This is a genomic window from Bacteroidia bacterium (assembly GCA_033391075.1).
Taxonomy (GTDB): Bacteria; Bacteroidota; Bacteroidia; order J057; family J057; genus JAWPMV01.
Window position 1 is genome coordinate 827156 of record JAWPMV010000001.1, and the last position, 23604, is coordinate 850759.

The following is a 23604-nucleotide window of genomic DNA, read 5'->3' on the forward strand; positions in this document are numbered from 1 at the left end:
CGAAAATCTCTAGGGTAACTTTGGTAGCGCATGCGGATGTTCGATCCTTTTTGAACCAGGATAACCTTAAGGTAAAAGTGAAAAAAGAGGCTAAGCTTTCACCTAGCCTCTTGAAATTTTTATAAGTTTGGTACTAATAAAAATCCCTGTCAGATCTTATTCGCTCGATTTGACAAACTTTTTCGCATGAACTACTTCTCCAAGACTAAACTTGAGGAAATAAATACCATCTGGTAATTTATCCATATTTAAACGAAGGCTTTGTGGGCCTTTGTTTACTTCAATTTTCTGAATCCTCACCAATTTGCCGGTAGCATCCAGGATATGAATATCTAGCATTTCATTCGATGAGGATACCAGGTCTACGATTAATTGCTTATTCGTCGGATTAGGATGGAGTTTTACTTCGGTTTCAGCAAAACTTCCTGCTCTTTCTGAAGTATTGATTACGGTAAAATTCAGTTTTACAGGATTACCCATTGCACCGCCTCTATTAATCTTTTCATAGGCTGTGACGCTGAGGGAGTACGCTCCTGGTTCGAGTACTAAGGCTTCGAGGTTTGTACCTGTGTTTCCTGCAATCGCGTAAATCGGGTCGTTTTCAGTATGTTCATAGAAGCCTTCATTCAGGTTGAAATGGAAACTTGCGACCTGATCGAATTCAGCTACATTTGCAACAATGCTGATTTTATCCGTTCCGATAGATGCGAGGTCAATCACATCTCCATCATTCAACTGACCAATGGCCTGGTTATTTGAGGCATTGAATAAGGTCAGGCTGTTAATTTTCGGGACAGAGTTGATAATTTCAAAAGCTACACTAGACGGACCCATAGCTGAACCTGATTTATTGTTGCCCGAATAAGGATAAGCCCGAACGATATGTTTGCCGGGCCCCAGATCATCTACTGAAGCATAGTTTCCTCCAGCATAGGCTCCCAGGGTAAATGGAGTTGAATTAGTGGCATGATTTTCCCCTGCTCCAACCATCAATACACTTCCAATAGCAGCATTACCTATAGATTCTGCTCGTATATTAAAGTTAGCAGTTCCTAAAGCATTCATGTCTAAAACATCTCCATCCGATAGAATGCCGATGTCCTGATTTGTTTTTGCATCGACCAGAACAAATTGCATGTTACTTTCACATCCGGGCGGCATATCAAAGGCTTCTACGCCATCAAGCCTATCAAATGAGCTTCCCTGGCTAGCACTATAACCCAAGCCACGGTCGGCAAAAGCTTTCCAGATCAGGCATTGATTTGCTCCATTATTATTGATCTGATCAGCTAGAAGGATTGCATCACGACCATCAACGAAGCCTGGATTACAGGCTTGCAATTTCATACCATCCATGACTAATTGCAAGGCTATGTTGTTTCCTCCATTGCCGTCGTAAAAATCTTTATCAAAGCCATATACATCCACAAAAGCCCATGTCATATCCCAGAGCATTTGGGCCCAAATGGAGCCTATTCCATGAGGCTGACTGTAAGTGGAAAAGTCAGCTACACCTCCATAAGTAGAAGGATTAATGTTGAAATCTGTAGAATAAGGGAAAGGGCGAATGCCATTTCCTTCAGGAGTTTGTCCCAAAGCGAAAGTCCCGATGCCTCTATGGTCTTCTCCTGCATCATTATTTTGCATGGTTAGAACCAGGCCTAAGTAATCACTCCACCCTTCACCCATCTGCTCAGCATTGAATAAACAGAAGGTATTCAAGGCCCCCCCCGTAAGTCGTATAGAAACTCCATGACCGTATTCGTGCACGATGATCCCATTGTCCAGATCGCCATCCAGGAATACTCTGTCCCCCTGAATCCTTACATTTACAGTACCATTTTGCATGGCGTTCTTAAGTTCCAATCCGGTTTCGTAGCTGACCATGATGGAGGGAATGTTAATTCCAAATCCAAAGCCTCCCATCGAAAAAGGCTCTGCTCCAGGAATATTATTTACCACGATTACAGCTTCTGCACCTGTAGCTTGAGCATTGAGTACTTTGGTTGAAAATCCACATCCACCCCGGTCTATCAGAACAATTTTATTGCTATAATCTGGAACATCGAAAACAGAAACATCGTCGATGACTAAAATATATTTATCAACTGATATATTTCTGAATGCAACATATACCGTCTGATTATTGAAGCCCAAAGCGCTCAGATCGAGCGACCTGTTTGTGAAAAAGGGATTTTCTCCGTTTACAGTCAACAAGGGCGGATTAGCCATGAAATCGGCTATGGTATTACCCGTGGTTGAAATCCTTACTTCGTAGTCGTCACTGAAGTTCTGGTCAAGTGATATAGCTCTCCAACTAAGCTGATTATTCCCTCCAAGATTTATGGCAGGTGTAATCATCCAGTCATCCGCTTGCCCGGGAGTATCAAACCAGGAAGTACTTGCGGATATGGGGTCCCCACTTAGAAAGGCACCTAGCCAAGGGGTTCCAGGAGGTGCCCATAAGCCTTGAAGCCCTAAGTTAGCATTGTTTCCATCAACATCTATATTGCCAAGTGAAGGCGGAAGATTGGGAAAGCTGAGCAAGTTGAAATTCTCAGAATATATTTGACCTAATGGGGAGCAAGCATCTGTAGTTGGAGCTACTCCGTCATCTACCAGGACCAGGTCTCCACTTACTCCTGCGCTAGGAGCAGGACCGAAAGAAGCCAATTTTGCAGGATAATTGCCAGCGATAGCCTTAGGATCATTCACGGTAAAAAGATCATCGGGCGCAGGGCCTGTCCAATTAAACATTTGCATGCGAGGGCGGGAACCATCGGGAGGAGTAAAGAAATTTGCATTGTTAAAGCCTCCTCCGTCTTGCCCTTCAGCTCGTACATCATCCCCTCCAATGCCTCCATTTCCGTAGTTATTTACCTGAAAGTTTCCAGCAGCTTCGTCAAAACCGTATTTGTAGAAAATGTCGTGTGAAACATTGTTCCAGTAAAACAGATTGGTAATTGAGGCATCTTCGTACACAGCCGGATCAACCTGAGCGGCAGGATCGAGCGGAAATCTGAAGTCTAGCTTCGAGCCTCCATCCGGACTATATCCAGGAGCATTAATTCCAGCTCTGTCTTCGTAAGCATGTACATTGTTACCCTGAGTTGTAGTGTATTCCGCTCCAGTCGCACCATCAATATCATGCCAGCCAAAAGGCGAAGCTACAGGATCAGCAGGATTTACTTCCAGCTTCCTCCCATCGAGGGGATAAGGGTTTGTCGCATGAATCGGGCTTTCGACCGGGACCTGATACACTTTGTATTTATTGGGATGAGGAGGAGGTGCAAAAATCATAGGTCTGGGAGAATGGTCGTAAAAGGAGACCGGCGTTTCCACATTTTCTTTATGCTCAGCTGTCCTACTTGGCGCTTCCCAGTGGTCGTGGGTAATGAGGTCTCGTTTTACCAGGCTTTCACCATTAGATGCATCTACCTGAATCAGCCAGTAATGTTGCTGATCTTTGCTCTCAAACATAAGTTCATAAGCAAGTTTCAGTTTCCCATTTTCTGTCAGATGATATACCAATTTGACAGGGAACGGTTGATTTGAAATATTTTCATCCACAATCATCTCTTCTACCCCTTTTTCTGCATCAAGTAATACAGCTTCCTTTTCTGCCGAAATCCCTCGTTTTTTCATAGGGATTTTTTGACCATTATTATCCAGGAAATACATTTCCTGAGCTTGGTAGGGCCGCTCGTCGCTATTCGAAATGGCAGGACTTTGTGAGCCCGGTTTCAAAGATTCCTGGTAGGCAAACTGAGCAGCAGTTCTTCTGCTCAAAGAAGGCTGATCTGCACTGATTCGGTTTTTTATATCTGTTACAAATCGATTCCCTAGGTTCAGAATTCTGCCGTGTTTATCAATATTTACGTTGATCACAGCTCCTGAAATGGGTATACCCTTATAAGTCTGATTAAGGTATACATGAGTAATCCCATTATGCTTGCTGCTGTATTCATTTGTAATAATAAGCCCTTCAATATCTGAATCGGTCAGATTGAGATCACTCATATGTGATTTTAGGTACTGTTGGACCAAGTCCAGATTAGATTGGGCTGAACTAATTGAGTAACTAAAAAGGCCTAAAAAAAGTAAAAGAAATAGAGCTTTGTGAGAAAAAAATAAAGGCGTGTGATTAGGACCTGAAAAAGAATCAGGCCACGAAGTAGTGGGTCTCATAAAAAATAAATTAATGAGAGAATTAGATAAATCTTTATTAAATACAATTGATGGAAAGAAAATGAACTTTCCTCCGGGGGCGTAATAAATGGCTAATTAGGCTTCAAGCCAACTGAATATTCAATGGCTTTGCACTAGTCGTGTGTGAAAAATTAGTATGTGTGGTTTTTAATAATTGAGGTACGGGCGTCTTATGTTATTTAGGTTATATAGAAATTCAAGAGGACTATTTCATTTTTCGTATTCTATATTAACTAAATATTTAATTAATTCAAATATGCATTAATGGAATATAAAATGAATTTGTGTCAGGAGGGCTTTTTGCCTCCAGCCCAAATTTCAAGTCTTTTCCTTTTAACAATTTATTATTGCAAAAAAATGCTGCTTTTTTTCTACGGCTTATTTATGGATATCGACATTTTAGCTAAAAATGGTGTCAATCCCACAAATCCCCGAAAAGCCTATCTTGAAGACTATGCCTTGAAGATTGGAACTCGTGCTTCATTGATTCCTGCTAAAGGAGAAAGGGCTTATGGTTTGTTGATGAGTTTGGAAAAGGAGGCGGTAACAAAGCTTTATGCCGAGGCCAGCGTATCTGACTACCTAGCTGAAGAGGTGGAGGTTGTAATAGAAAACCAGGAATCCCGGAATGCAATATGTTACAATCTCCCGCAGGAAGCTTTGAGCGGTACAAATGCGTCCTATGCAAAAGCCCTGTATGCATTAGCCCGGCAATTGGATTTTCCCGAAGATTACCTGGCAAAGATTAAAAAGATGACAAGCTCAGAGGCATAAGGCAAATTCTGGAGGCAAAAGAGGGATTCCTCTCAAAATATCCCCTATTTTACCAGGAATAAGAAACCTACTACGAATACACTACTGCTATGCAAGTCTCAAAAAAAAGCTTTGATGAAGGATTACAATCTTTTGTCTTCAGCGGTAATATGTTAGCTGCTTTGATCTCCCGAAAATGGGGGGTAAATCTCTTTCATTCGCTAACGAAAATGCTAAAAGGGAAAAATATAAAAGGGCTTCATTGTGAAGAACGTTACATCCCAAGTAGAAGTGGAGGCGATGATATCCGGGTGAGAATTTTTAAGCCTGAAAATTTTGAAGGAGAACTACCAGGCAAGCTTTACAATCATGGAGGAGGCTATATGCTCGGAGTGCCGGAAGTATCGCTGGAATTGCTTGAACAATATATCAAAACCAGAGCATGTGTAATTGTCGCACCCGATTATCGTAAATCTGTAAAACAACCCTTCCCCGCCGGTTTTAATGATTGCTATGATACCTTATTATGGATGAAGGAAAATGCAAGTTCTCTCGGAATTCGGCCCTCAAAATTTATCATAGCGGGGCATAGTGCAGGAGGTGGTTTGACCGCGGCTGTGAGCCTGAAAGCCAGAGATACGGGAGACGCGGATATTGCCTTTCAAATGCCTATATATCCTATGATTGACCATCGGCAGGAGACAGAATCGGCTAAAGCTTTTACTACTGTGCCTGTTTGGAATGGAATTACCAATAAACTGGCCTGGGATTTTTATTTGCAAGATCAGCAAGGCAAAGTGCCGGTATATGCTTCCCCTTCCTTAAATAAAGACTACAAAGATTTCCCACCGACCATCAGCTTTGTAGGAGATATGGAACCTTTCAAAGACGAAACCATCGAGTATATTGATATGCTCAAAAAATTTAATGTGCCGACCAAATTTGAATTGTATAAGGGCGCCTTCCATGGATTTGAGTCAGTGGTCAAAAATGCTCCGATCTCCAAACAGGCAAACAAATTTCAGTTCGAAGCATATGCTGAATTTTACGATAAATATGCTCCTTGATTTTTGATTTATATGGGAAAACCTTTTCCACACAAAAAAAGGCCTTATGCGCAGTAAGGGAAATAGGGTCTGTGGCGAAAGGCTTCCTTTAGCAAATTTATCCTAAAATTAAGGAGCAGTTATTAGACATCTGAATCTTAATCAATCAGCGAAAACGTGGTATTAATGTCCACCCTGAAATTCCTGCTCTGTATCATCGGGCTTGTCATAATGATGACGTATTTATTCAATGGGGTCTTTGGCAAAGATGAAAATGGAATTATCAAAGCGATAAAGGCCCTTTTTGTGACTGGAGGGCTACTCCTTGCGATCACAGGAATTGAGTTTTTGGTTGTGTTTTATGCTTGATATATGAGCTTTTTCTCCAAAATATTCAAAAACAAATCCAAAGGAGCGCCCCTGGTTCTGGATGCGAATGGACTCCATAGGCTAGGAGGTAAAGCCCCTAAAGAATTTACGATGCCAGAACTGGAAAGCAGTCCCATGATCTATCTGGGTTTTATCAGTAAGCATGACCCGGGACTGGAACTGGTTGATTTTGATTTGCACTTGGTCTTCCCCTATTCATTGACCGGCAAAATCCTGTGTTTTTCGACTATTCAAGCCCCAATCGTCCAACGCTGATCAGGGGAAATTTTGCCAAGTATGCGGGCTGTTAAAGAATTATACAAAAGCCTGGGATTTGTAGAAATAGAGGCCTATCGCTTTAATCCCATCCCTGGCACCATGTTTTTTGAGAAGAAGTTGAATGCTGAGCTGTGAATTCCTTCTTTTCGAAAAGCAAGAAATTACCATAATTGAAAATTGAATTCTATTTTATACCTTGATGGTAGATTTTTATCTATAAAACTGCCTTTCTCCAAAAGATCTATCTGTTTCCTGGATAAAAGGTAGTAACAGCTTCTATATGCTCGATATCAAGAACAGCCATCTTAGAAGGAGAAGGTCTATTCCTTATACATTCCGAAGTAATTACCTGCAATATTTGCTATCGGCTATCTTGCTCGTATGGCTAAGCAGTCTCCAAGGACAGAATAAGCTTGAGCAGCAAATTAAGAGGTTTACGGAAAGAGATGGATTGAATACGGTAATATTCACGGGGATTGTGCAAGACAGCTATGGTTTTATTTGGCTTTCGACTGATTTAGGGATTTATAGGTTTGACGGTCAAAATTTTGTTCAATACTCCGTTTTTCCCGCAAGTGATGGAACAAAAGGAGGCCTGATTCATTTAAATGCTGCCAGTCTCTTTTGTGATTCTCGTGACAGAATATGGACGAGTTTATTTTGGGGAGGAGTAAGTCGACTCGATAGAAATACGGATCGTTTCATTTCTTATGAATCCTATTGGGATGATGAAGTTGAATATCCCATTAAAACCTCCCACAGGTTTATGGAACTGCCTACAGGAGAAGTCCTTTTAGAATCAGCGGGAACCATATTATACTTTGAGGAGGAGGAGAATACATTTAGGAAATGGAATGCCGGAGATTTTGGTATAGATTCCAAACCACTAGTATTTGGCTTTGAAGGGAATGGTACCTCCTGGTGGCAAACAGAGCGGCATCTAACTACTTCCTTCGATCAAAAAAAATCCCAAATTCAGCTGGCTGAAAATATTCGCCGAATCAAGTATCTCACGATTTCCAAAAAGGGCATCTGGGTTCTTTCCTCCCAGGCTCAACTTCACTTTTATGATCTGCAGGCTAAAAGGTGGAAAAATGTGGAGAGCAGAAATGTGCAATTAAATCGTTACAAAATTTTTGATCTGCACCAGGACCGTTCCGGACGTATTTGGCTTACCCTCGAAAAGGGGATTGTATATGGGAAAATAATTAAAGAAAACGCGGAGCAGCTTGAGCTTACATTTGAGGAATTGGTTGTTGAAGAAAAGGCCCATACCTTGATCAACTTAAATCATACGCTGGAGGATAAAGAGGGGCGCTTATGGTTTGCAAGCCGGGGACTAGGATTAATGATGCTGGATGAGAACAAAATTCAATTTCTTTTGGGCGAAAAATCAGAAATAGAACTCGATAATCTGGGCTTTTCTTTAAGAAATAATGAAAGGGCGATCCCATTTGTTCCAGCACATAAAAAAGAAGCAGCATTGGCCCGGGTGCGAACCCTCTACGAAGATGAAGATTATTCTTTGTATGAACATGGTAGAGATGGAATGAGCTTTGTGGATCATACTGCAATTAATCCGGTTCAGTATTACTACGAGGAAAATATTCCCTTTGTCGGTCAGATTGTTCGAGACAGGAATGGGGATCTATGGTGGAGCATGGATAGAGGTATCTATAAAAGTTCAGGCAAAGTATTGAACCCTAAAGCAGAGAATCTGGAAGCTGTTTTTCCAAACTACGTAGGCCGGAAAATTGAAATTGACCTAAGGGAAAATGTATGGATAGGTAGTTGGGCTGATGGAATAGTACGAATAAACCCGCAGACAAATCATGTCGAGCATTACAATCCTGATAAGGGTACGGGAAAAGGATTAAGGGGAATAAACGCACATCGCGTCTTGAGTTTAGCGGATAGCAGCGTTTGGGTACAAACCTCAAAAGGCTTACATAAATACACCTATGCATCTGATTCCTTTGAATTTTTTGGCCCCCGGGAAAGTTTTCCGATTCATCAAGCCAGCCTTATGATCAAAGATTATGAGGATAAGCTTTGGTTTGTGATTCCACATGGCTTCATGCGTTGGGATCCTATTCGTTTTGAGGCTCAAATTTTTGATAAGAGTTATGGGCTTCCTGCTCTGGTGTATTGGGGGCTTAATATTTCTGAGAAAGGTATCCTCTCCGCAACAACTGGCGAAGGACCGTTTTCTATGGACTTGAATTCTTTCTCCCGTCCTTCTGCTCCCCCCAAATTAAAATTCGTTTCTGTGAAGGTACAGACTGATTCTGTGATTCGATACATCAATCTTTTGGGCAAAAAACAACTGGAATTATCCCATAATGATGAACAGGCAGAATTTGAATTTACCGGCTTTGAGTTTGGCCAAAACGGAGAAATTGAATACGAATATCGTATAGGCGAAAGAAGCAACTGGATTAAAATAGGCTCAACGGAAAAGCTAAGAATTATAGATCCTGAGTATGGGCGACAAGCATTGGAAATTCGAAGCAGGAATGCATCATCAAATCTCTACAGCACTCCTGCGATTATGGATTTATATGTCCAGGCACCCTGGTGGGCGAGAGATTGGGCCTTTCCTGTATACGCCTTGATTTTACTCAGCTTTATCTTTTTAAGCACAAGATGGCGAACACGTTCTCTTCTCAAAAACAAGGAAAAACTGGAAGCAACCGTTAAAGAACGAACGAAGCAAATTGCAAAGGAAAAAGACAGATCTGAGCAATTATTGCTAAATATTCTTCCAAAAGAAATCGCTGGAGAACTTAAAAAAGAAGGGCGATCACAAGCTCAATTCATGGAAGAAGTTACAGTAATCTTTACTGACTTTAGAGATTTTACCAAAATATCAGAGAAGCTGAGTCCGAAAGAATTAGTCGCTGATTTAAATGCGTATTTTTCCTCTTTCGACCTGATTATGGAAAAATACGGGATTGAAAAGATTAAAACCATCGGTGATTCCTACATGGCTGCCGGAGGCTTGCCTACGCCAAATTCCAGGCATGCTCAGGATGTCCTGCGAGCTGCTTTTGAAGTGCGTGATTACATCCGAGAAGAGAAAAGGAAGAAAAAGCTGGCAGAACATCCCTACTTTGAGATTCGAATCGGGATTCATAGTGGTCCGGTTGTCGCGGGAATTGTGGGTGTGAAAAAATTTCAATACGATATATGGGGAGATACCGTGAACACAGCCAGCAGAATGGAAAGCAGCGGAGAAATAGATCGAATAAATATCAGTGCCAGCACCTATGACCTTTTGAAAGAAGAAAAAGATTTCAACTTTCTGTCCAGAGGAAAAGTCTTTGCCAAGGGAAAAGGAGAAATGGAGATGTTTTTTGTTGAAAGAAGATCCTGAATCCGCCCTTTGCACTTTCACAGGTATTGATACTATCTTTCGGTAGAATAACTAACACAACATGAAGACACAAAGCACCTGCCTTTTTCTCATCTGTCCACTATTCATTTTGGTTTTTGCCTGTAACGATCCGGGACCTGATTACCGGGACAATGATCTATCATTTGTCTATACAGCCGAATACGTTGATAATTTCATTGGTCGGGCAAACCTCTTTCTGGAGGATTCCGTTTCCTACAAACAATGGTTCTCGGAGAAGCCGGAAATGTGGAGTTATTATATGCTTCTCAATCAGGAATGGCCCTCTCGCATTTTTGAAAACAGAATCGAGATTAAGCACGATAAAACAATTGAAGAGTTGACAGCCGGGGATATACAAAGGAAAATTGAGGCTGTAAGAAGTGGAAATCCGGAGGCTGGCCACTACCTTACCTACCTGGATACTTTCGATACGCAAAGCATTCATATACATACCAAAGTCAGAGAATGGAAAGACGGCAAATCCGAAGCGGTGGTAAAGTCCTCAGAGAGAATAGATTTTCAAAAAAGAAAAATCGGAGATGCATACGCCTGGATACCCATCCTGATAAATCAGAAACTCTTCAAAAGATCAGATTACTCCTGGGTTTCCTCTTATCCCAATCAGATGTACCTCAATCCAAACACACATCTACCGGAAGGGGAAATAAAGATATACTATGCAGTGGCTCAGTGCCTGAACATGAATTATTGTGAGATTAGCAGCAGGCTGAACATGTATCCCAATGGTGTCCAATATTTTTCTGGAGCAAAAATAGGAGGCCCGCTCACGATTGGAGACATTCGAATGAAAGCGGGTGAAATAGAATTTGGGCTTATGGGCTCAAGAGTGGCTACAACTGAAAATGAATTACTACAGGGGACAAATTGGAGGGGAGTGCTTTATTGGAACAATAGCGGAAATGGAATTGATAGCCTTACCTATGCATGGGAAATGCGTTTGGATACCGCAGCTAAGCCATTTACTACCGCTCCGATTTCTCCTCTCATTAAGGATGAAGAATAAAACTCTCTAAAGAAATAAGTTCCAAAAGCATATGAATCAAAACAAAATCACAGACATACCCTCGGAATTCCCCAAATTGGAAGCCAAATGCAAAGAGATCGGCTTTACGATGCCTTCGGACATCTATATAGGGACTCTGTTAAAAAGCCTGATTGCTTCAAAAACTCAGGCAAATATCCTCGAATTAGGAACGGGAATCGGCCTTTCCCTGGCCTGGATGATTGAGGGCCTGGATGAGTCTTCCAAACTGACCAGCATCGACAATGATCCGCAATTGACAGATATTGCCCTGGATTTTTTTGGAAAGGATGCCCGTGTGCAAATACTGTGTGAAGATGGCAGTCAATGGATCAAAAATTATAAAGGGGAAAAGTTTGACCTGATCTTTGCGGATGCCTGGCCGGGAAAATATAGCGAACTGGTAGAGGTCCTCGAATTGATCCAGCCTGGAGGATTCTATGTCATTGATGATATGAACCCTCAAGCCAATTGGCCGGATGGACATCAGGAGAAAGCAGAGGCTTTGGTCGCCTATTTAGAGACACGCAAAGATTTCAGCCTGACGAAAATGAACTGGTCAACAGGGGTAATCCTGATGACAAAAAAGGGATAGGGTTTTGCTTCCGAAAAAGGAATGATTCTTGGGTTAATTGAAAGGGATTTATTACCTGAAGGTAGGATAATACTCAAGTCATCCTAATGTCTCAGTACAAGAATCACAGCTCAAATGGAAGACAGACAAAAGATCGAACTCCTGCAAGCGGAGTACCTGCATATCCAGCGGACCCTGGAAGAATATGATAGTAAGGCCCTGAACCTAAAGATCTGGGCGACTTCTGTTACGATTGTCCTTTTAGGCTTCGCTTTCTTTGCTCAAAATGAAATTCTTTTTATTCTTCCCCCACTTACTGCGGCGATTTTCTGGCTTATCGAAATTCAGTGGAAAAACTTTCAATATGCCCACTATGAACGGGCTGGCAAGATTGAATCATATTTCGCAGGAAATCTAAGCGATATTCAAGCCATGCAAATCGGAGAAGATTGGTACAAAAGCTGGAAAAAGGGGGGAATCAGTCGCTTCCTGAAAACTGCCTTACGCTCTCATGTGATTTTGCCACATGCTTTGCTTTTGCTGATTGGAATTCTTCCTTTCATACTCGGACTGGAATTATAAACTTCAAGGCCAAGAGGAATTGAAAGTGAGTATACCTGAATTGATCTTCCTTAAGAGAATGATTTCTTAAGATCACAAACCTAAATTTAAAACATACAAGATCAGAAATGTCAAGCCTTAACATGCAGGAAGTCGGGCCGGAAGAACTGGATGATTTCCTTCGCTATTTAGACGAACACCTAAGAGAGAATGGAAGAGAGGGACCCTTATTTATGCCCCTTTCTGCTTCTCAACTTCAGGATGGAAGTATTCTGAGAAGTAAATTTGAAGGAAACCTGGGCAAGAAAGTAGGATTGAAAGGCTGGCGAAAGCTCTGGCTAGCCAGAAAGGATGGAGGAAGGATCGCAGGACATATAGATATCAGGGGTCGGATGGAGGTCAATGCAGAACATCGGGTCTTATTAGGCATGGGAGTAGATAAGGCTTATCGACGAATGAACATAGGCCAGGACATGCTACTCTTTGTCATTGACTATTGCCAGAAGCATCCGGATATCGCATGGCTGGATTTAGAAGTCTTAGCCGAAAATATTCCTGCAAAACGACTCTATCAAAAACTCAATTTTCAGGAAGTGGGAACAGTGGAGGATATGTTTAGGATAGGGGGGGAATCTTATGGATATACCTCCATGACTTTGAAGGTTGAATCAATCTGAAATTAGGAGAAAGCACTTTTTAAATTTCCCAATTGTAACAGTCTGCGTGCTTTTGTGTCTAAGTCGCAAAAATTATGATGAAACCATTCCCTTCAATTTTTGTGACACTCTGGCTGATGCTATTTACAAGCTTTATCCAGGCCCAACAATCCACAAACATGCAAATAGAGCAAGAACAAGCAGCTGTCCTGAAGGCAGTAAAACAAATGACCCATGCCTTTCACCAAAAGGACCTGAAAGCCGTGATGAATAGTTATGAGGACCAGGCCCTGGTGGTCTTTGAACCCGAATCGCCAATAACTGATAAAGCCCTTTTGGAACAAATGTTTCAGGGAGCTTTTAGCCTCAATCCAAAATTTACGTACAGTGGGCATGAAGTATTTGTCAATGGAGATATAGCTGTCCATATCGCTCCCTGGACCATGAAGGGTAAAGCTCCTGATGGAAGCAAGGTCGAGCAAAGCGGATTGTCAATTGCAGTCCTGCGAAAACAAAAAGATGGCAAATGGCTGATGGTCTTTGACGATCCCCATGGGCAATTCCTCATGACGCAATAAGGAAGTGTCTTTTGACATTCGCCTGATAGATGAATAAATTGTCTATCAGGCGATTCCATTTATATACCCTCAGAGAGATGAATAAACTTAGTGTTTCCATCGGTATCATCTTACTTTTATCCTTAAATTCTTGTGAAGAAACAGGAGCCGGAGAGATACAACCTGACTTTGGTGAAGTGAATGTTGAAGTCATGGCAAGTGGCTTTCAAATTCCCTGGAGCATTGAAGTCATTGGGGAAAATGAATTCCTTTTTACCGAGCGCCTGGGAAAATTATACCAGTACAAGGAGGGAACAACAAGTCTCATCAATTTACTCCCTATATCCGCTACGGTACGATTTGATGGATTGACTTATGGAGGTTTTATGGATGTGAGCTTGCATCCCCGTTATGCAGATAATGGATGGGTGTACCTCGCCTATGTAAATACGGATTATCGGCTTTCGGTAGTCAGGTTTCAGGTGGAAGAGGGTTCGGCCAAAGTGAAAGAATTCATTTTTGAATCCAATGCCTTTTCTATCGGATCACGTATCGTTTGGCAGGATGAGAGGCATTTCTTTTTGACCCAGGGATTAGGAGGAAACCCATTGCCTGAACCGGGACCTCAGGATCTGACAAATGATGGAGGGAAGATTCATCGCCTGTTGGAGGACGGACAGATTCCTCCAGACAATCCCATTTTTCCCAATGCCTCCGCGCCTACAACCGTATGGAGCTATGGACATAGAGATCCGCAAGGACTTTTTTATGATGAAAATGCCGAGATCCTCTATTCTCACGAACATGGACCTCTGGGCGGAGACGAACTAAATATCATTACCAAAGGCGACAATTTTGGTTGGCCCCTCTTTTCCTATGGCCTGAATTATGATGAGACTCCCGTTTCTAATCTTAGCGAACAGGATGCTGCAAGCAGTACCATTTTGCCTATCAAATACTGGGGAACGGATTTCCGTCTGGCACCTTCCGGCTTGCTAAAACTGGACAACAGCAATTTTACGGATTGGAATGGTTCTTTCCTGATCGGTTCGCTGGGATTGCAAGGGCTTTTCTCTTACAATGTGCTGAGAGATGAAAGTCGTATGTTACTTGAAGGCATTGGTAGGGTCAGAGATGTTGTTCAGCTACCCAGTGGGAATTTATTGATTTCGATAGATGCTGCTAGTCCCAGGGCTGCTGATGAAGGAAGAATCCTTAAACTTTCCCCGAAATAAAGCATTGAATATTTAGATTTCCTTATCCTATCTTTCGCAAAAATTAATTCTGCCGGAAGCAGACCTGATATCTGCTATATCCTGGCAAAACGATTACTATAATCTAGGGATTAACTGTTATAGAGATTTAAAGATTTTTGGGTAAATGACAAAGAGAATAGACTATCAGGCCATACTTGAAGACGTATTTGAAACGGTCAGTAAAGGAGAAAATCGAGGAAAAGTAGCACAATACATTCCGGACTTAGCGAAAATTGATCCAGGCAAATTTGGGGTGTGCTTGCTCAGCCTTGAGCAAAAAGCGTATGGAGTAGGGGATTGGCAGGAAAAATTCTCGATTCAGAGTATAGCCAAAGTACTTTCTTTGAGCCTGGCCTATAAAATGTTGGGAGATGATATTTGGGGAAGAGTAGGCGTAGAACCCTCTGGAAATCCCTTCAATTCTCTGGTTCAATTAGAGACAGATAATGGCATACCCAGAAATCCTTTTATCAATGCAGGAGCTATGGTGATTTGTGATCTGCTCATCAGTAATTTAAAGGACCCTCAAGCAGATTTTTTGGAATTTATCAGAAGCATCTGTTCAAGCCGAGAAATTAATTATTCACTAGATATCGCCAGCTCTGAGAAATCCATCGGTTACCGAAATATAGCTCTATGCAATTTCATCAAATCATTTGGCAACCTTAAAAATGACCCTGATGAAGTCCTGGATTTTTACTTTAAGATGTGTTCATTGGAAATGAATTGCCAGGAATTGAGCCGAACCTTCATGTTCCTGGCCGATGATAATTTCAGAACGATTGATAAGGAGCGAATCCTGAGTATCAGCCAGGCAAAAAGAATAAATGCGATCATGCAAACCTGTGGATTTTATGACGAATCCGGAGAATTCTCCTTTAAAGTTGGGCTCCCGGGAAAAAGTGGAGTAGGGGGAGGAATCCTGGCCCTTCATCCAGATAAATACTGTATTGCGGTTTGGAGCCCCAGACTAAATGAAAAAGGAAATTCCTATAGAGGAATGAAGTTGCTGGAACTATTTACGACAAAGACAGAGTCTTCTATTTTTTGAAAATTTTTGGAGGATATCAAGTCTTTTTATTTAAACTTTCTCCTGCAAAATGAGGTCTTTATGATAGAAGATAAATAAGATAGAAGTTGCTGAAATTGCAGCGGGAATCCGTGCATTGCCACAAGCACTTTTTTACACTTTATGACCATGGAAAACACAATTATCGTTCGAGGCGGTGCTTACAGAGAGGTAAAGAGAGCTTTGCAAGCATGGATCAATCTGTATGCAGATAATCTCCTGAAAGATATCTGTTTTGAAATGTACCGAAACGGAAGAGGGAATCATGTGATAAAAGCAGACAAGCGCCTGAGGAATCAAAACTTTTTCTTCCTGGTCAACTACCTGACTCATCCTATGAATATTGAGTACAAAGCTCAGGTCACAGGATATACCCGGGGAGATGATCAAAGCGATTGGACGGGACAGAATTTGATGGTCTATATCTCGGATACAGATAAGGAGGGGGATAATGTTTTTCTCCTAACCGAAGACAATAGAACTTATAAAGTTCCCTTTGGATTGGGAGCTGAAATAGAAGAAGTAACAGATAAGAGAAGTTATCGATCACCACAGCTTTCGAACCTTATCCTTCCGGATATACTGAGTATTCAGTCCGAGGAGATCCGTGAACTGGAAAGAGCAACTCCTGTAGAAATTGGGAAAAGAAGATTGGATATAGGGATGCAAATCTGTGCATTTGCCTTAAGTCTAGCTTTTCTTTTGGCCTATTTAATTCCTGATCCCAAACTCTATGAGCCTATAGCTGTTTTTCTGATTCTGGGCTCAGTTATTTTATTTTTCATTTTCCATGAATTGCTTCAACATAAGGAGATTTACTTGAGGTCTCTTGTTTTTGCAGGCGGAGTAGCTGCCTTTTCATATTTCCTGCACATCTGGTTTCGGCCAAAGCTTTCTGAATTTGTATTTGTTTGGGGCACATTTCCCTTACTCTTTTTATTGATCCAATGGCCATTACGAAGGTTATATTTACTCATTTTTAAAAAAGAGCCGAGTTTGGATAAAACAGGCAAGCTGGGCGATTTTCTCTATTCTATGCTCTTATACATTACTCTTATTTGGGTTTTGCTGCTTTTTGGTAAACTTGTGACTTGAATTTTGCAGAGATGAATGAGCATAGATATGTGATGAGCTTGCTTCCCTACCACCTGGCCCTCAAGGATTTCGATTATGATGCAGTAGTCGATTGGGCAACAGATGTAGTAGGGCAAGGGAAAGAATCTGAAAGTATCCTGATCCTGGCTACTTTTTCAAAACCGGTATCAAGCTATGATATAAAGCCTTACATCAGAACCTATCTCCAGGAACAGGGCCTTGAAGAAGCAGAAGGGGAGCCTGTATATTGGGCAGTGATTCGCTATTATATGCAGGAAATCATCGATGGGCGGGAAGTCCGAAAAGTGATCAAAGGTCTCTATAATTTGTATTTTGAGCAGGAGCGTTTTGGGCAGGGTAAAGATTTCGGTCTTAGCGATTTTTACCTCTTGCAGCATGCCTGGGATGACTTGAAGTATAATAATGTTACCTACTATTATGAAAATGCAACTTTAGGTAATATAAAGGATCTGTGTAAAGTAAAAGCACAGGAATGGTTGGGGAAATACGGGGAAAGGAGATAATTATACTTTTGCCCGCACCTATTGAAGGAAATCATGAAAAAAATACTATTTATGCTGAGTCTGCTAGTTGCCAGCAACGCACTGTTTTCTCAATCGGAGCTCTATCAGGTTATCGCGAAAAATGGACTGATTGTAAGAGAGGCACCAGAAAGAACTGCAAAGCAAATTGGCAAGCTTTCCTTTCAATCAATTGTGAACATAACGGAAAAAACAGATCGAGGTGCCGAGATTGAGGATGAGGGAGTCTTAAAAAAAGGGATCTGGGTCAAAGTGGCTCTTAAACTCTCGGGAGATGGTTCCTTGGAAGGTTATGTTTTTGATGCCTATTTGAAGCCCTATGATGCATTTATCTATGCATATCCAGATACAGCCAGTCTGAAACGAGCTGTTTTGGATGGGAATTATACGGAAAGTCTGGCTTATCTGTATTTAAAGGCAAATTACGAGCAATCTTCCAGAAAAGAGCCTCTGGAATATGCTGAATGGGATTCTGGATCAGTTTGTGCATTTCAACAGAAATTTAATCCAGATATTCAATACTATTATTGGGAATGTAAAGAGGCTAAAGGAAGCACAGAAAGTCTGGTTTTACCTAAAATGGAGCTTCCTAAAGCTCGGCAATTTGTAGAAACCTTGTTTTACAACAAGGATAATAGCTGGACCAGTGATTTTAATTATGAAGCAGATGGGGTAGGCTGCTATTATGAAATCGTACAAACTGCAACTGATACGCGTATAGAAATTTTCTGTGGGTGTTGATTCCGTATTTTTGGTAAAAACAAACTCCCATGAATGAGAAACTCTACACCTACAGCCTTCTGGCAGTCTGTCTGCTATTCACCGCTTTCTTTATCATTGTCGTCATCCCGCCTCTTATAGAAAACCCGGACATCATCGCTGCTTTCTCCGCCGGTTTTGTCAATCCCTATTCCAGTGGCTATTCTGCTGATGTACTCTCTTGCTGGTTGATCCTCCTCATTTGGGTGATCTATGAATCTCCTAAAATCAAATACGGCTGGATTTGTCTTATGCTGGGCATTGTGCCGGGAGTTGCCGTAGGTTTCGCTTTGTATTTAATATTGAGAAGTCGCCAGTTGGCTTCCGATTGAGAAAGTAGATCCGCTATTCAGAGATTAAAGCAGGATATTTGTTATTTCCCTTCTTTTTCCCATACTGTAGCTTGAATCTATTGAAACGATCGTATGAATGTTCCCGTGATTATTCTTTCCCTCCTGAATGCCCTTTGGTTTGCTATGGGTTTCAGGCTCTTTTTTCTCAATTCCAGACAAGCAGCCAAATTGCTTCTTGCACCAGACAAAAGAGAAGAACCCTATTTCTCGGTATTGGCCGAAGCCTGCAAATTTTTAGGCGGGATGAATTTGGCTCTTTCTATGCTGTCAATTTTTTGCATATACTTCCTGGATAGTCTGCTGAGTCTTCCGCTTGCTTCGGGGATTTTTATAGCATTAGGCCTGGCTCACTTCAGCCAGTTTTGGGTAAACCTGCCTCATGCCCTTAAAGAACGAAAAGGACAGCAAGCCATATGGCCTGTCCTTCGAAAAACGATGCGATTCATTTTTGTGGTGGATTTCCTATTGGCGATGGCCAATCTGTTGATGGCGCTTGTATTGGGACTGAGTATGCCCGGCTAGACTCATCCAGAACAAAGACAATCTATCCGAAAATTCCGGCTGGGATTTTTGAGAGAAGCAAGGATTTCGGAAATTGATGGACAGAAGAGGCATATGGATACAATGAAAGACTTACAACTTACAACAAACCCGGCCGTCGAAGCAGTCTTCGACAAATATCCCCAGGCAGTCCGCCCAAAAATTGAAAAACTCCGCCGCTTGATTCTTGAATCAGCCGAGGAATTAGAAAGTGTCAATAAACTGGAAGAAACCCTCAAATGGGGAGAACCGAGCTACCTGACCAAAACGGGCAGTACCATTCGCATTGATTGGAAAGAAAAAACCCCCGATCAATATGCGATCTATTTCAAATGCACCAGCAAATTGGTTCCCAGTTTCCGAACCGCCTATGAAGAAGTCTTTTCTTTCGAAGGCAATCGAGCCATCGTCTTTCAGATGGAAGAAAAACTGCCCGAAAAAGAGCTGAAGGATTGCATCAAGGCCGGCCTGATGTATCACAAAGTGAAGCATCTACCCTTACTCGGCCTTTAGCATATACAGAAAAGCATGAACCGAAAACACATCTTGCTGTTGGGCATCCTGATTGGGCTTTTCACACTGATTGCTGCCTTTAGTTTTCAATCCATCCAGGAGCGAAAAAAGGAGATTGATAAAGAGCAGACATTACTTAAGGAAAAGAAATCTGTGGAAGAACCCAAAAAACTCATGGACCAAGTTTTTGGTAAGAAGCTTTACAAAGATAATTGTGAATCATGTCATATTAGTAAGAGACATGGGCATTATAAGTTAGACCAGATGCATGAGAAATTGGGGAATGAGTATTTTAGTTTATTTGTTACGAAAGAAGATTCTTTACTGGCTGCATCGGATGAACAGACGATTCATATCAATGAATCATATGGTGGGAATATATACATTCATAGTTTTGCTTTTTCGGCTCTGGAAATGCAGCAACTTATGACTTACATTCGAGACACTTTTCGGTATAAATAAATTAGCCTTTATCCCTGCATCTAAATCTTCTCATGGTAAATTCAAAGGTCGAAATTCTTTGACTTCATTCGCCCAAAAACTACAAAGACTATCTCTTGGATTTTGGAAATATGACTATCAGTATCCTGTGAGAAAATCTGAATCGAAGGTTTAGAAAATTATTGCTGAAATAAAAGGGCTCTTAGCATCTGGTTTTCATCAGAGATTCTGGGAAGAATGCTAGAAATCATATCTAAATTTAAGTGAATTTTACTGCTACGAATCGCCTCTGGCTTTATGGAGTTAAGACGAGAATTAACCATCATCGACTCAGAACGCACGCTATTGTTCAAAAAGAAGATGGAAATGAGGTCTTGAGGCGAAGGGGCCGAAAGAAGTCAACAAAATACTATCTTTAGTATTCCAGCTTCACGATTATGAATGAACTACGTCAATACCTCAGCTGTTTATTCAGCTTCCTTTTTATGCTTATTTCAACTCCCCTGCTTGCCCAGGAAGCACTGGATGATCTGATTAGAGCCAATAGTTTCCCCCTGGAAATATCCGACACGGGCATAAGCGGTCCCGGATCTGACTCCTTACTCAAAGCAGCTAAAGAAACTGAACTTTTTCTTTTCGGGGAAAACCACGGAATTGTCCAAATTGCGAATTTCTCTCATATCCTGTATAAGGAGCTTTCTAAAGAGAATCCTCGATACTTTGTAACAGAAATCGGACCTGCTACAGCATCCAAAGTGGAGGAGCAAATCAGAAATGAGTCCTATGAAAGCTATATGGATGAAGGGGTAAATCTGCATGCAGTCCCATTTTTCTTTCTCAAAGAAGAAGTTCCCATACTCAAAACCCTCACCCAAAACTTTCCCAATACCTCTCCCGTCCTTTGGGGACTGGACCAGGAGTTTGTAGCTGGTGCGCCAGTCGTTTTTGATCAGTTGGAAAGTGTGCTTGAAACAGAAGCCGAAAAAGAAGCCCTGGAAGCAGCCAGACGTTCTGCTTTTTTCAATCCTTTCCTGATTGGTATGGGAGAAGGAAAAGCTTTGGAAGAACTTCATCAAACCATGCTTACTGCTGGGAATGAAAAAGCCAGCAAAATCACTGGCCAATTGGTCCTTTCCCACAAGATTTATATCGAACAAATGGGAGGGGATAGTAAATGGTCCAATACGCGTCGTGAAGACCTTATGATGGAAAATTTCCTGGACTATGTAGAGGCTTCAGACGATAGTTCGGCTACTTATTTTTTCAAATTTGGCGCCTATCATTTGCATAGGGGAAAGTCGCCGACCGTTGAAAGGGCTTTGGGATTGCAATTGGATGAATGGGCTCAAAATCAGGGGATGTCCACGAGCAATATTTTCGTTGATGCCATCAAAGGAGAGACCCTGGATGCCCTTTTGGGAGGAACGACTGAGATTTCGACTACAGCTTTATGGATGAAATCTCCTTTTGGTGCTTTTGTTGAAGATAAACCCATGCTTTTTTCATTGGCAGCCTTAAGAGGCCATCCAGAATTGGAAGAAACCAATTATAGAATGCGTCTATTGGTCGAAGGCTATGATTATCTCTTGCTCCTGCCAGAGGGCTCTGCCTCCGAATTTCTGGAAGGGACCCTGGTGACACATGCCTATGGAGCTGTGATATTGGTGTTGGGAATCCTTTTGCTGGTCGCCCTGATTTATGGAGTAGTTAAATTGATTAAGCGGATCAGAAAGAGGCGAAGGGCAGGTGTATAATATCGAATGCAGCAGGTCTTTACTTCTTTGCGTCATGCTGGTATATAGCTTAAAACCATAGCCATGAAAAAAATCATCTCTCTACTCAGCTTGCTTAGCTTTTTGCTCTTCTTCGCTTGCGAGCAAGAATTTCAGCCATCCGAAACTGAAAATTCGCTCATAGGTAGCTGGCAACTATCAGAAAGCTTTATGAGCATAGGAGGAGCGGGAAGTTGGCAGAAAGTAGAAGATGGCATGACTTATACATTTGAAAACAATGGGATTTTTCGTGTTACTAAATTCGAAGATTGCTCGAGCGGCAGCTATATCGTAGAAGGGAATAAGATCAGAATGAAATATGATTGTGTAAATCCCCTGGCAGACTTTGAAAATGCAGCAGGCGAATTAGTGGAGCAGTTTAAGTTTGTTGGCAAATACCTCTACATAAATCCTACTTACATATTCTGTACAGAGCCTTGTGATAATCGATACCTGAGGATCGAATAGCTTTCATCGCCCCCAAATCCCGATCAGGGAATTTGACTGAAGGAAAAGTCTCTTTTGAGGAAAATAATTTCGGTTATGCTCAATTCAATTTGAACGGCAAGATGTATCTTCGAATTTTAATTCTGCTACATGAAGCCTGTTTATTTACTCCTTCTTTGTTTTCTCCTCCTTTCAAGTTCCTCTTTTAGCCAAACAGATAGCATCCGTCTCTTTGTTTTTGGACATAGCCTGATTGATCACAGACCTCCGGCTATCCCGACTCCCAGCGACGAAACCAGCATTCTACATTGGATGCAGGAAATTGCAGAAGAAGCTGGCTATGGCTTTGCTGCAGGCGGACAATACGGCTTTCTACCTCAACACGACAATCTGCCTCCCATTTCTCAATGGGGCTATGATCAGGTGCCGGGCGTTTGGGATATGGATGTCGAAGCTTTTTCGGCAGCGGAAATCAATACGATTATGCTTACCGCCGCAAATTTCATCCAATACCAGCCAGCCCATCTTGCTCATCCCATAGACAATAGTACTAGCGTCCTCCAATCCACCGAGACCATTTTTGACTGGGTAGACCAGGAGGAAGACAGTGTCCGCTTCTATATTTATGCAAACTGGCCGGAAATGGACCTTCAAAATGCCTTTCCTCCCAATCTGCCTCAAACCTCCGAAATTCTGGATTTCCATAACCAGACCACGGGCAGCTTTTTGGATTGGTGGGTCGAATATCAGGACAGTATGCTGCTTTCACGTCCTCAATTTCAGGTTCGACTGATTCCGGTTGGTCCTATTATTTCTAAAATTTTAAGAGATCGCTTACCCGGACAAATCCCTTTTAACGAACTCTATGAGGATTCTGACCCACATGGAAGGGCAAGTTTGTATTTTCTGGCAGGCATGATCACCTATATGGCAATCTATGAAGAAGAAATTCCCGCTACTTATATGCCCGGAACCATCGTTCATCAGGTGATCCGAGATAGTCTGCTTAGTATTCGGGAATTTATGTGGAATGAGCTCAACGCTTTCCAGAATGCAAATGGAGAAAGTCGGGTCTTCTATGGAGAAACGGCTACCAGTGTTAAGAGAAATGCATTCCCTGAGAATCAGATTCGTATGTTTCCCAATCCGGCTTCTCACTCTCTTCGTCTGGAAGGGCTTTGGCAGGGCTTGGAACTAGAAATTCTGGATAATCGGGGGAGAAATATCAGGAAGCAAAAATTGGAAGCTGGAACGCTTGAATTAGATATTCAGGAAATTCCTTCTGGCATATATTTGATTCGTTTTTACGATCCTGTTAGCCAGACTTTTCTTAGCAAAAAGTGGGTGAAATATTAGGGGATAATCCCTATAGAT

At 41.8% G+C, this 23604-nt stretch carries 23 protein-coding genes; 22 read left to right on the top strand and 1 reads right to left on the bottom strand.

The window, feature by feature from the left end:
• Window positions 1-156: 156 nt before the first annotated feature.
• Window positions 157-4020: a M36 family metallopeptidase gene (locus R8P61_03265; GenBank protein MDW3646057.1), complete on the bottom strand. Its 3864-nt coding sequence runs from the start codon at window positions 4018-4020 to the stop codon at window positions 157-159.
• A gap of 546 nt (window positions 4021-4566) precedes the next feature.
• On the opposite strand from R8P61_03265, the gene R8P61_03270 reads away from it, so the two are divergent.
• The 22 genes from R8P61_03270 to R8P61_03375 all read left to right on the top strand — a co-directional run bounded on the left by R8P61_03270 (window position 4567) and on the right by R8P61_03375 (window position 23586).
• Window positions 4567-4983 carry a gamma-glutamylcyclotransferase family protein gene (locus R8P61_03270; protein ID MDW3646058.1) on the top strand — a complete coding sequence of 139 codons (417 nt, stop codon included), beginning with the start codon at window positions 4567-4569 and terminating at the stop codon, window positions 4981-4983.
• 89 nt (window positions 4984-5072) lie between these two features.
• Window positions 5073-6029 carry an alpha/beta hydrolase gene (locus R8P61_03275; GenBank protein ID MDW3646059.1) on the top strand — a complete coding sequence of 319 codons (957 nt, stop codon included), beginning with the start codon at window positions 5073-5075 and terminating at the stop codon, window positions 6027-6029.
• Window positions 6030-6194: 165 nt separating this feature from the next.
• A complete protein-coding gene (locus R8P61_03280; protein MDW3646060.1) occupies window positions 6195-6377 on the top strand; it encodes a hypothetical protein in 183 nt (60 codons plus the stop codon).
• Window positions 6378-6380: 3 nt separating this feature from the next.
• Window positions 6381-6653: a hypothetical protein gene (locus R8P61_03285; GenBank protein ID MDW3646061.1), complete on the top strand. Its 273-nt coding sequence runs from the start codon at window positions 6381-6383 to the stop codon at window positions 6651-6653.
• Window positions 6654-6936: 283 nt separating this feature from the next.
• Window positions 6937-10032 carry an adenylate/guanylate cyclase domain-containing protein gene (locus tag R8P61_03290; GenBank protein ID MDW3646062.1) on the top strand — a complete coding sequence of 1032 codons (3096 nt, stop codon included), beginning with the start codon at window positions 6937-6939 and terminating at the stop codon, window positions 10030-10032.
• A gap of 61 nt (window positions 10033-10093) precedes the next feature.
• The gene (locus R8P61_03295) at window positions 10094-11077 is read left to right on the top strand and encodes a hypothetical protein (protein ID MDW3646063.1); all 984 of its coding nucleotides are present in this window, start codon (window positions 10094-10096) and stop codon (window positions 11075-11077) included.
• Window positions 11078-11108: 31 nt separating this feature from the next.
• Entirely contained in the window at window positions 11109-11690 is a 582-nt protein-coding gene (locus R8P61_03300; protein MDW3646064.1) for a class I SAM-dependent methyltransferase, read from the top strand.
• A gap of 114 nt (window positions 11691-11804) precedes the next feature.
• Entirely contained in the window at window positions 11805-12251 is a 447-nt protein-coding gene (locus R8P61_03305; GenBank protein MDW3646065.1) for a hypothetical protein, read from the top strand.
• Window positions 12252-12358: 107 nt separating this feature from the next.
• Window positions 12359-12907 (top strand): GNAT family N-acetyltransferase, encoded by a 549-nt coding sequence (locus R8P61_03310; GenBank protein ID MDW3646066.1) that lies wholly within the window; start codon window positions 12359-12361, stop codon window positions 12905-12907.
• 158 nt (window positions 12908-13065) lie between these two features.
• Complete coding sequence (locus R8P61_03315) at window positions 13066-13464, top strand: DUF4440 domain-containing protein (GenBank protein MDW3646067.1); 399 nt, start codon at window positions 13066-13068, stop codon at window positions 13462-13464.
• Window positions 13465-13541: 77 nt separating this feature from the next.
• Window positions 13542-14678, top strand: a complete 1137-nt coding sequence (locus R8P61_03320) for a PQQ-dependent sugar dehydrogenase (GenBank protein MDW3646068.1) — start codon at window positions 13542-13544, stop codon at window positions 14676-14678.
• A 157-nt stretch (window positions 14679-14835) separates the two neighbouring features.
• A complete protein-coding gene (locus R8P61_03325; protein ID MDW3646069.1) occupies window positions 14836-15750 on the top strand; it encodes a glutaminase in 915 nt (304 codons plus the stop codon).
• Between the two features lie 147 nt (window positions 15751-15897).
• Complete coding sequence (locus tag R8P61_03330; GenBank protein MDW3646070.1) at window positions 15898-16863, top strand: hypothetical protein; 966 nt, start codon at window positions 15898-15900, stop codon at window positions 16861-16863.
• Window positions 16864-16874: 11 nt separating this feature from the next.
• Window positions 16875-17387: a hypothetical protein gene (locus R8P61_03335; GenBank protein ID MDW3646071.1), complete on the top strand. Its 513-nt coding sequence runs from the start codon at window positions 16875-16877 to the stop codon at window positions 17385-17387.
• A gap of 33 nt (window positions 17388-17420) precedes the next feature.
• Window positions 17421-18146, top strand: a complete 726-nt coding sequence (locus R8P61_03340; GenBank protein ID MDW3646072.1) for an SH3 domain-containing protein — start codon at window positions 17421-17423, stop codon at window positions 18144-18146.
• A gap of 29 nt (window positions 18147-18175) precedes the next feature.
• Window positions 18176-18496, top strand: coding sequence for a DUF2834 domain-containing protein (locus R8P61_03345; protein ID MDW3646073.1), 321 nt, complete (start codon window positions 18176-18178; stop codon window positions 18494-18496).
• 93 nt (window positions 18497-18589) lie between these two features.
• On the top strand, window positions 18590-19039 hold the full coding sequence (locus R8P61_03350; protein ID MDW3646074.1) for a hypothetical protein: 450 nt from the start codon (window positions 18590-18592) through the stop codon (window positions 19037-19039).
• Window positions 19040-19141: 102 nt separating this feature from the next.
• Window positions 19142-19570, top strand: a complete 429-nt coding sequence (locus R8P61_03355; GenBank protein ID MDW3646075.1) for a DUF1801 domain-containing protein — start codon at window positions 19142-19144, stop codon at window positions 19568-19570.
• A 15-nt stretch (window positions 19571-19585) separates the two neighbouring features.
• Window positions 19586-20032, top strand: coding sequence for a c-type cytochrome (locus tag R8P61_03360; GenBank protein MDW3646076.1), 447 nt, complete (start codon window positions 19586-19588; stop codon window positions 20030-20032).
• Window positions 20033-20448: 416 nt separating this feature from the next.
• Window positions 20449-21765 (top strand): hypothetical protein, encoded by a 1317-nt coding sequence (locus tag R8P61_03365; protein MDW3646077.1) that lies wholly within the window; start codon window positions 20449-20451, stop codon window positions 21763-21765.
• Between the two features lie 63 nt (window positions 21766-21828).
• Window positions 21829-22251, top strand: coding sequence for a lipocalin family protein (locus R8P61_03370; GenBank protein ID MDW3646078.1), 423 nt, complete (start codon window positions 21829-21831; stop codon window positions 22249-22251).
• Window positions 22252-22380: 129 nt separating this feature from the next.
• Window positions 22381-23586 (top strand): T9SS type A sorting domain-containing protein, encoded by a 1206-nt coding sequence (locus R8P61_03375; protein MDW3646079.1) that lies wholly within the window; start codon window positions 22381-22383, stop codon window positions 23584-23586.
• Window positions 23587-23604: the final 18 nt, after the last annotated feature.